General features: G+C 63.5%; 8 protein-coding genes. 6 read left to right on the top strand and 2 right to left on the bottom strand.

Features of this window, described 5'->3' with window-relative positions; all coding sequences use genetic code 11:
* Nucleotides 1-27: 27 nt before the first annotated feature.
* Together AC3IR3_RS16820 and AC3IR3_RS16815 are read right to left on the bottom strand one after the other, a co-directional pair.
* The gene (locus tag AC3IR3_RS16820; RefSeq protein WP_489196951.1) at nucleotides 28-1419 is read right to left on the bottom strand and encodes a C40 family peptidase; all 1392 of its coding nucleotides are present in this window, start codon (nucleotides 1417-1419) and stop codon (nucleotides 28-30) included.
* A 22-nt stretch (nucleotides 1420-1441) separates the two neighbouring features.
* Nucleotides 1442-2590, bottom strand: a complete 1149-nt coding sequence (locus AC3IR3_RS16815) for a DUF819 family protein (RefSeq protein WP_489193804.1) — start codon at nucleotides 2588-2590, stop codon at nucleotides 1442-1444.
* Nucleotides 2591-2758: 168 nt separating this feature from the next.
* Here AC3IR3_RS16815 and AC3IR3_RS16810 point away from each other — a divergent pair, with 168 nt between their 5' ends.
* The 6 genes from AC3IR3_RS16810 to AC3IR3_RS16785 all read left to right on the top strand — a co-directional run bounded on the left by AC3IR3_RS16810 (nucleotide 2759) and on the right by AC3IR3_RS16785 (nucleotide 13131).
* Complete coding sequence (locus AC3IR3_RS16810) at nucleotides 2759-4252, top strand: transglutaminase-like domain-containing protein (protein ID WP_489193803.1); 1494 nt, start codon at nucleotides 2759-2761, stop codon at nucleotides 4250-4252.
* A 51-nt stretch (nucleotides 4253-4303) separates the two neighbouring features.
* Nucleotides 4304-7297 carry a TonB-dependent receptor gene (locus AC3IR3_RS16805; protein ID WP_489193801.1) on the top strand — a complete coding sequence of 998 codons (2994 nt, stop codon included), beginning with the start codon at nucleotides 4304-4306 and terminating at the stop codon, nucleotides 7295-7297.
* A gap of 168 nt (nucleotides 7298-7465) precedes the next feature.
* Nucleotides 7466-8734 (top strand): diaminopimelate decarboxylase, encoded by a 1269-nt coding sequence (gene lysA, locus AC3IR3_RS16800; RefSeq protein WP_489193799.1) that lies wholly within the window; start codon nucleotides 7466-7468, stop codon nucleotides 8732-8734.
* Nucleotides 8731-11382, top strand: coding sequence for a membrane dipeptidase (locus tag AC3IR3_RS16795; protein WP_489193797.1), 2652 nt, complete (start codon nucleotides 8731-8733; stop codon nucleotides 11380-11382). The genes lysA and AC3IR3_RS16795 overlap by 4 nt, the downstream gene beginning before the upstream one ends.
* A complete protein-coding gene (locus AC3IR3_RS16790) occupies nucleotides 11363-12082 on the top strand; it encodes a M15 family metallopeptidase (protein ID WP_489193795.1) in 720 nt (239 codons plus the stop codon). Before AC3IR3_RS16795 ends, AC3IR3_RS16790 begins: the two co-directional genes overlap by 20 nt.
* Nucleotides 12083-12084: 2 nt before the next feature.
* Nucleotides 12085-13131: a serine hydrolase domain-containing protein gene (locus AC3IR3_RS16785; protein WP_489193793.1), complete on the top strand. Its 1047-nt coding sequence runs from the start codon at nucleotides 12085-12087 to the stop codon at nucleotides 13129-13131.
* Nucleotides 13132-13516: the final 385 nt, after the last annotated feature.

Below are 13516 nucleotides of genomic sequence, written 5' to 3'. Positions count from 1 at the left end.
TCGAGAGAAAGGGGCGCACGGATGACCTCAGGGACGGATGCGAACGATGCTGGTCATGTGGTCGACGAACGTCTGGCGGTCGTTGAACATCATGGGCAACAGCGGGGTGACCGATACTTCGTTGAGTTTGACGTGACGCATCGTGCCGTCGGCCGTGCGATAGCTCATGCCGCCGACGTCGTGGATCACATAGGGCTGGCCGTCGATTTTCCCGATGACCATCATCACGTGACCGGGGATGTAGACAAGGTCGCCGATGTCCAGTGCAAGGGCTGCTTTCTCGCGCGTATCGTGGCTGTCCGCCTCGGTGAACAGGCGATGGTCGAGCCCCGGACTGATGCTCTGGTCGCGGGTATTGCGCGGCATCTGCACGCCCATGCCGCGATAGACATCCGACACGAAGCCGCTGCAATCCCGGCCGTTGTATGCATGTCCCCAGCCATACCGTTCGCCGAGGAACTTGAATGCCTGACGGATGATGTTGGCACGCGTCAACGGAAGGTAGTCGGCGGCCGAATCCTGATTCCGTTGCAGCAGAGCCGGCTGGAAGGACAGCGAGCCATCGGCGCCACGGACGGGCAGGGTAAGCACGTAGGAGGTATACGGACTCTGGCCGTTGACGGGCTGATCGGGTGGCAGCGACGTGTCGAGCGGAACGCGCGTTCCCATATCCAGCTGCACTTCGGAAACGGCAGGCGCTTCGGGTGTGAACACGGTGCGCGGTTTCGCGCCGGTGACGACGCGATACGGCGTTCGGTCCGTGTATGCGAATACCTTGTCGGCCGATCCTTCGGCGATGTCCTCGCGGACGACCCATGCGGCGTAGCGCGGACTGACGACGAACAGCCAGCGACCGTCGCGGCTGGTATGGACGATGACCAGCGGATCGCCCGGGAATAACGCGCTTTCCTGGAAGCGATCGATATCGGTATCGCCGGCGCGACTGAACACGCGCACATCGGTGGGATAGCCGCGAAGGGCGGTGCGGCGTACCGCCATGCCGTAGCGTGGCGACACTTCGGCGGGAATGGCGGCGAGCGCGACGTTGTCCATGACCGCGTCTATCGCGGACGAGGGCACCGGTTTGCCGGCGATATCGAACAATGCCCCGGACGGCCGCTTCGACAGCTTCGCGATCCATGCCTCGACCCGATCGTGCGGTAGCGTGGCGGGAAGGTGGCGAATGTCGTGCATCGATGGATCGAGGCGCGCGACCTTCGCATTGAGCGCGGCGATAGCCGCGGTATCGAGCACGACAGCATCGGGAGCGGTAAGCCTGCCTACCCAGAATTCCGGCGTGAGTTGCGCATCGGCGACCCCCATGACGCCGGACGGAGGAACGGGCATCGCGGCGCGTGCGAGGACCGGAGCACCCGCCATAGCCAGTGCGAGTGTCGCGGCGAGCAGGGAGCGTCTCAGGGTATGCATACCGTCGTCCTTATCAGGTAGCCAGTCTCGACAGGACGGTCGCTACCACAAGACCGAAGCCCGTACCGATGATATAGCCGAGCAGTGCAAGCAGGATGCCCACGGGTACCAGCGAACGCGAGTACGTGGCGGCCAGCACCGGTGTCGCGGCCACGCCGCCGATGTGCGCCAGCGAGGAAATGCCGCACAGGTAAAGATCGAAATGGAATACGCGTGCCGCCAGCGCGAGCAGCACCGCATGGATGGCGATGACGCTCAGGCCGCACAGCAAATACATGGGCGCGGCGGCGATGCCGGCGAAGCTGCTCTGCGACGCCAGTACCGCGACGACGGAGATCAGCAGCGCGCTGGACACCGCCTGCGCGCCCGGCAGACGCGATAGCGGCGTATGCGCGGCGACCAGTCCCGCGCCCGTGGCGAGCAGGATCGTCCAGGTGGTGCCCGTCACCATGCTACCGACGGGAAGTTCCGCGCCAAGCCATGCGGACACCGCGGCGACGAGCAGCGCGAGCCCCAGCCACAGCAGCACGCTGTCCCCCGTGGCGGGCGCGCGCGGCGCCGTTTCGGCGACGGCCATGTCCGCACTGGATTTGGCGCGGGCCCAGCGATTGAACGCCGGTGCGAGTCGCGCTACCGAGAACAGCACCACCACCCACATCGAATAACCCAGCGCGTCGGTCAGCAGTGTCGTCGCCAATGCGGTGTCGGACATGCCGATCGCCTGCTTCACGGCGATCATGTTCGCCGTGCCGCCCACCCAGCTACCACTGAGGGACGCCAGCGGCATCCAGCCGTCGCCCGGCAACCAGCGGCGAAACATCAGGAAAGTGACGACGAAGGCGATGAACAGGCTGATCGACGTACACACGAATACGGCGAGCACGCGCGGGCCGAGCGCGAAGATCGCCCGCAGGTCGCAGTTGATCATCAGCAGGAACAGCAGGGCGGGAACCAGCCGGGCGACGAGCATCGACTGCGCCGCGTGGATCTCTTCGCTGGCGCTCCACAGGCCGGCAACCGACAGCGCCGTGACCATCAGATAGGTCAGGACGATGGGGGGAAGAACCTCGAATACCTTCCAGCCGAAGCGGCGTTCGATGGCTGGCCAGAAACCGGCGGCAAGCAGCATGACGGCGAGATAAGGCCAAACCGACTGGATCATGGGGTCCCTTTGGGTGCCGCCGGAGCGGAGTCAGGAATATCTATTCCGATTGTATACGCCTGAAGCATAAATTATTGACCGCGCTTTGCAAGCATGTTACACAGCCTCGAAGCGATGCAGCGACAGCAGCTTCTTTCGAGAAGGGGACCTGGGGCGGTGAAACCGGCAATGGCACGTCAAAACGCGATCGGGCGTACCGCCTGTGTTGCCATCCTGTTGCTCGCGGCGTCCTTCGGCGCGATCGCGGTGGAGGCCGGCGATCCGGTGCGGCAGGTCGTCGGGCTGATCGACGCCGGCCACTTTCGCGAGGCTGAAGCCGATATCGCCAAGGCCCTTTCGACCCCCGGCGTTTCCGCGCAGACGAACGAAGCGCTGTTGTTCCAGCGCGAACGCATGCGCCGGATCCTTATCGACTTCACGCTCGACGCGGATGCGGTGAAGACGCGTCTTCGCAAGCAGATTCCCGATCTTACCGACGCCGAATTCGCACGGTGGGACGCGGCGGGACTGCTGGAAAAGCAGGTTATCGACGGACGCACCCTTTACTTCAAGCGATCGCCCGGCAACCTGTTTCGAGTGAGTCCCGAAGCGCTGGCTCGTCGCAAAATACAGACGCCGTTCGACGACGGCCCGAACGAAATACTCAACGGTCACCATCGCGCCGTACGCGACGCTGCGCTGGCCAGCGGAAAGACCAGCGTGCTGCCGCGACGTGTCCGCGTGACGCAGACCGTGACCGTAAATGCCGATGCGGTGCCCGCCGGGGAGACGATACGCGCCTGGATTCCGTATCCGCGCGCCATCGCCGGTCAGCAGGAAGACGTCCGGCTAGTCCGCAGCGAACCCGGGAAAGCGGATATCGCACCGGAAGCGACGTTGCAGCGTACGGCCTATCTGGAACAGCCGGCACGGCCGGGCAAGCCGACGACCTTCGCCGTGACCTACGAGGTCACGCTGTACGCACGCTATCAGGCCATCGATGCAAAGAAAGTCGTGCGTGCGCCGATCACGCCCGAGCTGGCGCCGTACGTCGCCGAGCGCGCGCCGCATATCGTCTTCACCGATGCGATGCGCAAGTTTTCGCGCGATGCCGTCGGTAACGAAACCAATCCATATCTTGTTGCGCAGAAGCTGTTCGCCGCGGTGGACCGTATTCCCTGGGCAGGCGCTCGCGAGTATTCGACCCTTTCGAATATCGGCGACTACACCTTGCATGCCGGGCATGGCGACTGCGGGGAGCAGACGCTGCTGCTGATGACGCTGCTGCGCATGAATGGCATCCCGGCGCGCTGGCAGTCCGGCTGGATATTCTCCGACGGCAAATACAACAACATCCACGACTGGGGCCAGGTGTATCTGGCGCCGTATGGCTGGGTGCCCATGGACGTGACCTTCGGTCGCCTGCATCCGGGACCGCATGCGAAGCCCGGCGATGCCGCGTTGGAATGGTTTTACCTCGGCGGCCTGGATGCGTATCGCATCGCTTTCAACGACGACTATTCGCAGCCGCTGATACCGGCGAAGCATTTCTTCCGGTCCGAGACGGTGGATTCGCAGCGCGGCGAAGTCGAGTGGAAGGGCGGCAACCTCTATTTCGACCAGTGGGATTACGACTTTCAGTGGCAGACGGTGGCGCCGGCGCAGGGGAGTGGCGGCGGCTAACCCGGGTCACTTCTAGCGGTATCGATAACATCATCTTATGGGAGTGGGGAGATGGGGGAGATCAACACGAGCCGGCGCATGCTGCGTCGGGGGGCTTTGTGTGTGGCAATCGGCCTTTGCTTCGCGGCATGGCAGCCGGCGCATGCGGCGAATACCGACGGTTCCGTGGTCGGCCGCACGAAGCCCGGCGCCACGGTAACGGTGCGCGATCCGGGCACCGGACTCACCCGGTCGGTAACGGCGGACGATAGCGGCAACTACCGTTTTCCGTTCCTGCCTATCGGTCGCTACACGCTGGAAAGCAACAAGGACGGCAAGCCGGTCGGCGATCCAGTGAACGTCAACGTCAGTCTCGGCAATGCCACCACCGTGAACATCGGCGAGAAGAGCGGTACCCCGACCGAACTGGAAGGCGTGAGCGTCACCGCGTCCAGCGTCGTGACCGCGGTGGACGTTACCTCCACGGAAACGGCGACGAATATCAGCCGCGACCAGCTCGCGCGACTGCCCGTGGACCAGAGCGTCCAGTCGGTGGCGCTGCTGGCGCCCGGCGTCAACAAGGGCAATGCGGGATTCGGCGGTATCTCGTTCGGCGGCTCGTCCGTGGCCGAGAACTCGTTCTACGTGAACGGTCTCAACGTTACCGATTTCTATAACCGCAACGGCTTCTCCGAGGCCCCGTTCGCGTTCTATCAGGAATTCCAGGTAAAGACCGGCGGCTATTCGGTGGAATTCGGTCGCACGACCGGTGGCGTAGTTAATGCGGTCACGCGTTCGGGCACCAACGAATTCAAGGCCGGTACCGAAATGACCTTCGAGCCGGGTGCCTGGCAGGCCCAGCAGAACGATCGTTACTGGGATGGCGAGCGATACATCACCTCGTCGGACGACCGCTACACGCGCACGAAGATGAACGTGTATGCGTCCGGCCCCATCGTGAAGGACAAATTGTTTTTCTTCGCGATGTACGAGGCGCGCGGTTATACCCCGCGCAACACGGACAATACCGGCACGGTGATGACCCAGAACGATACGGACAGCGGCTTCTGGGGCGCCAAGATCGACTGGCACATCAACGACAAGAACCTGCTGGAGCTGATGGCGTTCTCCGATAAGGACAAGAACATCGGCTCGGTCTACAACTACGATTTCGACACGAAAACCACCAGCGCGAAGAACGACGAAATCTACAGCGACACCGGCGGCAAGAACTGGAATCTCACCTATACCAGTTACCTGACCAACGACTTCTCGATGAAGCTGATGTACGGACGCAACGAGCGGGAGGCATTCACCCGGGCCCAGAGCGACCTGGAGTGCAATCCCGTCGCCAGGACATCGGCCGTGCCGGCGCCTGGCGTTCCGCTGGGTTGCAGTACGAGCACGGCAGTGCAGAAGCGCAACGACCTGCGCAAGCAGGGCCGCGCCGACTTCGAATGGAACCTGGGCGAACACCTCGTCCGTTTCGGCTACGACCACGAGGTCGATTCGTCCGACTACCAGCGTCACTATCCCGGTCCGGGCGCTTTCTACTACAACATCTACGCGACGACGCCCGGCGCGACCATCGAAAACGGCGGCGTCGTGCCGGCGGGTTATACGGCCTACGTGCGTGCACGTCGCTATGAGATTGGCGGCAACTTCGAAACCACCAACTCGGCGTACTACCTCGAGGACAATTGGTCGATCACGCCGAATTTCCTGCTTAACGTCGGCCTGCGCAACGATGGCTTCAACAACAAGGCGGGCAATGGCGCCAGCTATATCAAGATGGACAACATGATCGCGCCGCGACTCGGGTTCTCGTGGGATCTGCACGGCGACGGCACGACCAAGATCTTCGGCAACCTCGGCCGCTATTACCTGCCCGTGGCCAACGTGATCAATATCAAGCAGGCGGGCGGTTTGCTCGACGAGCGCACGTACTACGCCTTCAACGGTTACCAGATACTCGACCGCAACGGTTCGCCTTACGCGATGCCGATCCTCGGGCCGCAGATCGGTCAGGTCGACAACTCGCAGGGCAACGGTACCGTGGGCGACCTGCGTTCCGAAGTGGATCGCGATATGGACTCGGTCTACCAGGACGAGGCGATCCTCGGCTTCCAGCAGGCGATCGACGACAAGTGGTCGTGGGGTGTCAGCGGAACCTACCGCAAACTGCATAACGCGATCGACGATATGGAGATCAGCGCGACGCCCCAGTGCGGCGGCAATGGCTACGTCGGTTGGGTGATGGCCAATCCGGGCTCGAAGGTCACCGTCTATGGCGACACCAACTGCGACGGCAAGCCAGACGGCTGGCTGACCATCGACACGTCGAAGCAGGGTTGGGCGATGTACGACGCGCAGGGTAATTACCTTGGTCAGCGCGGATGGAAGAAGCCAAAGCGCACCTATGCCTCCATGGAGCTTCAGGTGGATCGCGCATGGGACGAGAAGTGGGCGTTCAATGCGTCGTATGTGCTGTCATGGAATCGCGGCAATGCGGAAGGCCCGGTGAACTCGGACACCAACTTCGACGACACCGGTCGTACGGAAAACTTCGACGATCCGTGGGTCAACCTCAGTAGCGGTTACCTGCCGAACGATCATCGTCACCAGCTCAAGTTCCGTGGCACGTACGCGATCAACAAGCACTGGCAGGTGGGCGCCGATCTGGTCGTGCTCTCGGGTAGCCCGATCACGGGCTATGGCGTGGGCAATCCGTACGACGCGACCGTGTACCACAGCTATTTCATCTGCGTGCAGAACTGCGCGGATCCGGTGTCGGAAAACCGCGTCTACCAGGCCTCGCCTCGTGGCGAGAAGCGCACGCCGTGGACGTATAACCTTGGCGCGAGCATTACCTACCTGCTTCCCGTCAGCGACAAGAACAACCTGCGCGTGAAGCTTGCCGTCTATAACCTGCTCAACCAGCAGCGCACCCTTGGGGTGGACCAGGACCTTCAGACCTCGGTCGGCGGCACCAGTTCGACCTACCTCCAGCCGCAGCGGTTCCAGTCTCCCCGTTTCGGCCAGTTGACGGTTTCACTGGACTTTTAAGAGCGGGGATTGGGGGTGGGAAGTGGGGGTGTGTTTCCGGCGATCGCCTGAGGGCACTGCTATTGTCAGGCAGATGCAGCGCCTGCCGGGCGCGTGTCGGTCCCTCGGGCGATCGCCGGAAACACGCCCCCACTTCCCATCCCCAACCCCCTCTTCCGACCAACCATCATGACTACCCATACCGACACCTACGCTCTGGCAACCGTATTCGACGGCGTCGATCCGCACGCGCTCGCGCGGGTGGTCGGCACCCCCTGTTACGTGTACTCGGCCGCGACGATCCGCCATCGCATCGCCAGTCTTGCGACGGCACTTCGCGGCAGGCCGGTTACGCTTTGTTATGCCGTGAAGGCCAATCCCGGTTTCGCGGTCCTCCAGCTGATGGCTGCCGAAGGTGTCGGCGCGGATATCGTTTCCGAAGGCGAGATGTGGCGCGCGTTACGCGCAGGCATTCCCGCCGGGCGTATCGTCTTTTCCGGCGTCGGGAAGCAGGACAGGGAAATTCTTGCCGCGCTGGATGCCGGTATCTCGCGTTTCAACGTCGAATCGGCCGACGAGCTGGCATCGCTGCAACGGCTCGCCAGCGAACGCGGCCGCATGGCTCACGCCGCCGTCCGTGTGAATCCCGATGTCGACGCCCTGACGCACGCGAAGATCAGCACCGGCAAGTCGGAGAATAAGTTCGGCGTCAGTATCGCCGAGGCGCGCCGCTGGTTCGCCGGAAGCGGTTCGCTCTCCCATGTGCGGCTCGATGGCCTGCACGTACATATCGGCTCGCAGATCGTCGATGTCGCACCGTTTCGTCTTGCCATCGGCAGAGTGGGCGATCTGTGGCGCGAACTGGTTGCGGCGGGTCATGCGATCCGCAGCATCGACGTTGGCGGCGGCCTTGGCGTGCGCTATCGCGCGAGCGACCGGGCGGTCGATATCGCTGGTTATGTTTCGGCGATCCGGGAGGCGCTGACAGGATTCGACGGTGCGTTGCTGCTCGAACCCGGGCGCTATCTTGTTGCTGAGGCGGGCGTGCTGCTGACGCGCGTGTTGCGTGTGAAGCAGGGCGACGAACGTCAGTTCCTCGTGCTGGATGCGGCCATGAACGATCTGGCCCGCCCCAGCCTGTACGACGCCTGGCACGATATCGTCCCCCTGCACGACGCACCGCAACCGATGCAGGTATACGACGTGGTCGGCCCCGTCTGCGAGACCGGCGACACGTTCGCGCGCGAACGCGAGGTGGAAGCATGCCGCCCAGGCGACCTGGTGGCCATCCTGGGGGCAGGGGCTTATGGTTCGTCCATGGCCAGCACGTACAACTCGCGTCCGCTGGCCGCCGAAGTCATGGTTGAAAACGGGCGCTATGCGGTCGTGCGCAGGCGGCAGACCTTCGATGAAATGATTGCCGGCGAGCAGCCGGCGAACGACTGGCAGGTAGCATGAAAACCATCCACGCGGCGGTGCTGTCCTTTCTTCTGGCCAGTCCGCTCGCGCGGGCGGAGCGGGATCCTCCGATCACGATCGATACCCATGTCGATATTCCGCTGTCCTATATGCACGACCCGCGCTTCGATGCGGGCAAGGACAGTGTGCTGAAGGTCGATCTGCCGAAGATGAAACGCGGTGGCCTGGACGCTGCGTTCTTTGTGATCTACGTGGAGCAGGGGCCGCTGACGCCAGCCGGCTATGCGAAGGCCGTCGCGCAGGCGGCGCGTAAGTACGACGACATCGATCTGATGCTGGAGCGTTACCCGGAACGCATCCGGCTGGCCCGGCGACCGGAAGACGCGGTGGCCAACCGTGCGGCTGGCCGTCTCTCGGCGATGATCGGCATCGAGAACGGGTATTCGCTGGGTCACGACCTGAAGCGGCTCGATGCGGCCTATGCGCGCGGTGCGCGCTATATCGGACTCGCGCATGTCGGCAATAACGATCTTTGTGGCAGTTCGCTGCCGAAGGCGGAGCTTGGCGACACACCGGACAGCAACCTTGGCCTCAGCGACTTCGGGCGCGCGGTGGTGCATCGGGCCAACCAGCTCGGCATCATGGTCGATATCTCGCATGCGTCCGACGCCTGCGTGCGCGACGTGCTGGCTGCTTCGACCGTGCCGATCGTCGCATCGCATTCCTCGGCACGGGCGCTTACCGATCATCCGCGCAATCTTCCGGACGATCTGCTTCGTGCGATAGCGGCGAAGGGCGGTGTGATCCAGGCGGTGGCGTACAAGGAGTTCCTGAAGAAGGACCCCGCGCGCGAAGCGGCCGAAAAAAAGCTGCAGACGGACGTGGCGAAGAGCGCGGGCGACGCGGAGTACGACAGCGAGAAACACGACTACCTGCCCGCGTATGCCGAGGGGATGCGTCGCATCCAGCAGACGCATCCTCTGGCGACGCTGGAAGATTTCCTCGACCACATCGAGCATATGGTGAAGGTCGCGGGTGTGGATCACGTCGGCATTGCTTCGGACTTCGACGGTGGCGGCGAGGTGACGGGCTGGATGGATGCCTCGGAGACCCGCAATGTGACGGCAGGTCTGCGTCGACGCGGCTTCAGCGATGCGGATATCGCGAAGATATGGGGCGGCAACCTATTGCGGGTATGGGGCGTCGTCACGCAGGCAGCGACGCCATACGACCGTCTGTTCGACGAGGCCATGCGGCGTTACGACTTGCCGGGCCTGGCGGTCGGTGTCATCGAGAACGGCCAGGTCGTTTATACGCGCGCCGCAGGCGAGCGCATCGCCGGTTCCGGTCAGGCCATCGATCGCGACACGCTCTTCAAGATCGCATCCAATAGCAAAGCGATGACCACGGCGTTGCTGGCGCGCCTCGTTGCCGCCGGCAAACTGCGCTGGGACGATCCGGTGACGAAGTATCTTCCCGATTTCCGTATGTACGACCCGTGGGTCACCCGCGAGATCGAAGTGCGCGACCTGCTGATTCATAACAGCGGCCTGCGCGAGGGTGCGGGCGACCTGATGCTATGGCCGGAACCGAACACGTTCACGCGCAGGGACATCCTCGCCGGACTGGCGTACCTGAAACCCGAACACAGTTTTCGTTCGCGTTACGCGTACGACAACCTGCTTTATGTCGTAGCGGGCGAGGTAGCGGCGAGCGCGGGTGGGGCGCCGTACGAAACACTGTTGCGTCGCGAGGTATTCGCGCCGCTCGGTCTTTCGCGTTGCCAGATCGGACAGTGGCGGCGCGACGAGGTCGGCAACGTGGCGCAGCCGCATCTGCGTTTGCACGAACGGAATGTAGTGACGAATGCCGACGGCGATAACGTGCCTGCCATTACGTCGGCTGCCGCCGGCGGCGTGCGTTGCAGTCTGGACGATATGTTGCGTTGGGCGAACAACTGGCTGGCGCCGACCGCGGCGCAGCAGACGTGGCTTACGGCAGCCCAGCGCGAACCGCTCTGGTCCGCACAGATGCCGATGCCGGTGGGTGAGCGCCGCCGCGCATGGAACGACACGCATCTGTACGCCTATGGTTATGGCTGGCGACTGGCCGATGTCGACGGCATGTGGAGCGTTTCGCATACCGGCACGCTTTCGGGCATGTATTCGACGGTCAGTCTGCTGCCGAAGCAGCAGTCCGGGTTTGTGATCCTGATGAACGGAGGGGGCGAGGACGCGCGCGACGCACTCGCCGAAGCGCTGCTCAAGCGATTCACCGCACCGGGCGAGGATCGCGATGTCGCGTATTACGCCGACCGTATCTCGGCGGAGGCGAAGGCAGGCAAAGCCCCGCGCGCACCGGATACGTCGGGTCGCAAAGCCGTCACCGTCACGGAAGGAAAGGACTTTCTGGGGGTGTGGCGCGACCCGTGGTTCGGCGAGATATCGATCTGCCCGGCTAACGACGGGGTCGCATTCGTATCCGCCCGGTCTCCCGTGATGACCGGTATGTTGAAGCGGGTCGGCAAGCGATATCTCGTACAGTGGAACCGCGAACAGGTCGATGCCGAACCGTGGCTCGACCTGACCGATCCCTCGACGCTCCATCTGGCCAAGGTCGATCCCGATGCCGACTTCAGCAACGATTTCGAAGATCTCGCGTTCGCCCGTGTCCGCGATTGCCCGTAGCGCATGCGTTTGGCTGCTGCTATCGACAGGTGGCGCGTATGCGGCGGAGCCGCCGCCCACGATATCGCCGGCAAGCACGCCGGCCGAGGCGGGGATGGTCGATATTCGCGACCTGATTCCGGATATCGAAGAGAGTATTCACTACGCGGGTAGCGACAATTTTACCGGCGCTCCGGTGGACGGCTACGCCGCACCGCGCTGCTATCTGCGGACCGCCGCCGCGCAGGCGCTGCAGCGCGTCGAGACGGCGCTTCGCAAGGACGGCATGCGGCTGATGGTGTGGGATTGCTATCGTCCCGCGCGCGCCGTGCAGGCCTTCGTGCGCTGGGCACACGACCTCGCCGACGTGCGGACCAAGGCTCTGCACTATCCGAACCTCGACAAAAGCGTGCTGCTGGGCGACTACATCGCGCCCATCTCCGGGCACAGCAAGGGCGCGACGGTCGATCTCACGTTGATGCGCTGCGTGCCGGGCGGCAAGGGATGCCAACCGCTGGACATGGGTACGGATTTCGATTTCTTCGATCCTCTCGCCAACACCGATTCGCCGGCGGCGACGCCCGGACAGCGGGCTAACCGGCAACGGCTGGTCAAGGCCATGGCGGCAGCGGGCTTCGTGAACTATCCGCAGGAATGGTGGCATTACACGTTGCCTTCCGCAGCGGTGCCTGACGTTATCTACGACGTACCGGTGGAGTAATCATGCGCAAGGCATTGGGCTGGCTGGCGGTCGCCGTTGTGGTGTTGTCCGGTTGTGCCGGCAGCACGGCGAAACGGGACCGGGATGTCGACGGGCTGATGCAGCGCTACACGGGTAACGTGCCCGGCGCGTCGTTGCTGGTGCTGAAGGACGGTGTACAGGTCGTCCGTCGCGGCTATGGCATGGCCGATATGGAGCGGGGTATCGCCGCCACGTCCGCTACGAATTACCGGCTTGCATCGGTCACGAAACAGTTCACGGCCGCCTCGGTCCTCCTGCTGGTGCAGGACGGTCGCGTCGGCCTCGACGATCCCGTGCGTCGCTGGTTGCCGTCCCTGCCTTCTGCCGCCGACGGCATCACGATCCGTCATCTGCTGACGCATACGGGTGGCCTGATCGATTACGAAGACATCATGGCGCCGGACACGAAGGTGCAGCTTCGCGACGTGGATGTGCTGCATCTGCTGGAAGGCACGAATCGTACGTACTTCCCGCCCGGTAGCCAGTACCGCTACAGCAACGGCGGCTACGCCATGCTCGCGCTCATCGTCGAGAAGGCTTCCGGCATGAGTTTTCAGGCTTTCCTGCATGAGCGTATTTTCCAGCCGCTGGGCATGACGCGCACGCTTGCCTATGTGCAGGGCGGGCCGCCCGTCGACCATCGCGCCTTCGGGTATTCGGAGGAGGGCGGTCGCTGGACGCGTACCGACCAGAGCATGACCAGCGCGGTCCTCGGCGATGGGGGTATCTATTCGTCGGTGGACGATCTGGCTCGCTGGGACGCCGCGCTATACGACGACCGGCTGCTGAGCGACGAGTCGCGCCGTCTTGCTTTCAGGCCGTGGACGCATACGGACGATCCCACCATCGAATACGGTTTTGGCTGGCGCATTACCGGCGAGACACTGTGGCATTCGGGCGAAAGTATCGGCTTCAGGAATGTCATCGTGAGATATCCCGGCCGCCATCTCACCGTGATCCTGCTGACCAATCGGAACGACCCCGAGCCGTATCGCACGGCGCTGGCGGTGGCTGCATTGTTTCGCTGAGCCCGCCCCCGTTCTCTGTAGGAGCCCGCAAGCGGGATCCTGCAATGTGCGTGCGTCACACTATGGCCGTCTAAACGTCGATACGGTTGACACGCCCTTCCAATGTGCTACAAATGGTGCGCAGCAGCAGACAAAGGGGCTGTCCGTGCACTTCCCACATCCGGCTTTTCGCCTTTCCCGTCGCCGTGCGCGTATCGCGCCGCGATGTTGTATCTAGAGCGCGCCTCGCGCATGGCCTGAGGGCCCGTGGGTAGTCGCGCTCCTGTCCGCTCGACCGAACTGACTCGAATAAACGCCGCGCAGGCGTAACGGGCGGCTTTGTCCGTCGATCCTGCCAGCCGCTGCGAACGCGCCCGCCGCCCTTATAGAAGGCGGTGCGCCGGAG

Source organism: Luteibacter sp. GL_149, assembly GCF_057834065.1.
This window is presented reverse-complemented; position numbering and strand designations above follow the sequence as displayed.

Coding starts and splice junctions, on each gene's coding strand:
- AC3IR3_RS16785 (WP_489193793.1), top strand. CDS start 12,085: ATGCGCAAGGCATTGGGCTGGCTGGCGGTCGCCGTTGTGGTGTTGTCC.
- AC3IR3_RS16815 (WP_489193804.1), bottom strand. CDS start 2,590: ATGATCCAGTCGGTTTGGCCTTATCTCGCCGTCATGCTGCTTGCCGCC.
- AC3IR3_RS16795 (WP_489193797.1), top strand. CDS start 8,731: ATGAAAACCATCCACGCGGCGGTGCTGTCCTTTCTTCTGGCCAGTCCG.
- AC3IR3_RS16805 (WP_489193801.1), top strand. CDS start 4,304: ATGGGGGAGATCAACACGAGCCGGCGCATGCTGCGTCGGGGGGCTTTG.
- lysA (WP_489193799.1), top strand. CDS start 7,466: ATGACTACCCATACCGACACCTACGCTCTGGCAACCGTATTCGACGGC.
- AC3IR3_RS16810 (WP_489193803.1), top strand. CDS start 2,759: ATGGCACGTCAAAACGCGATCGGGCGTACCGCCTGTGTTGCCATCCTG.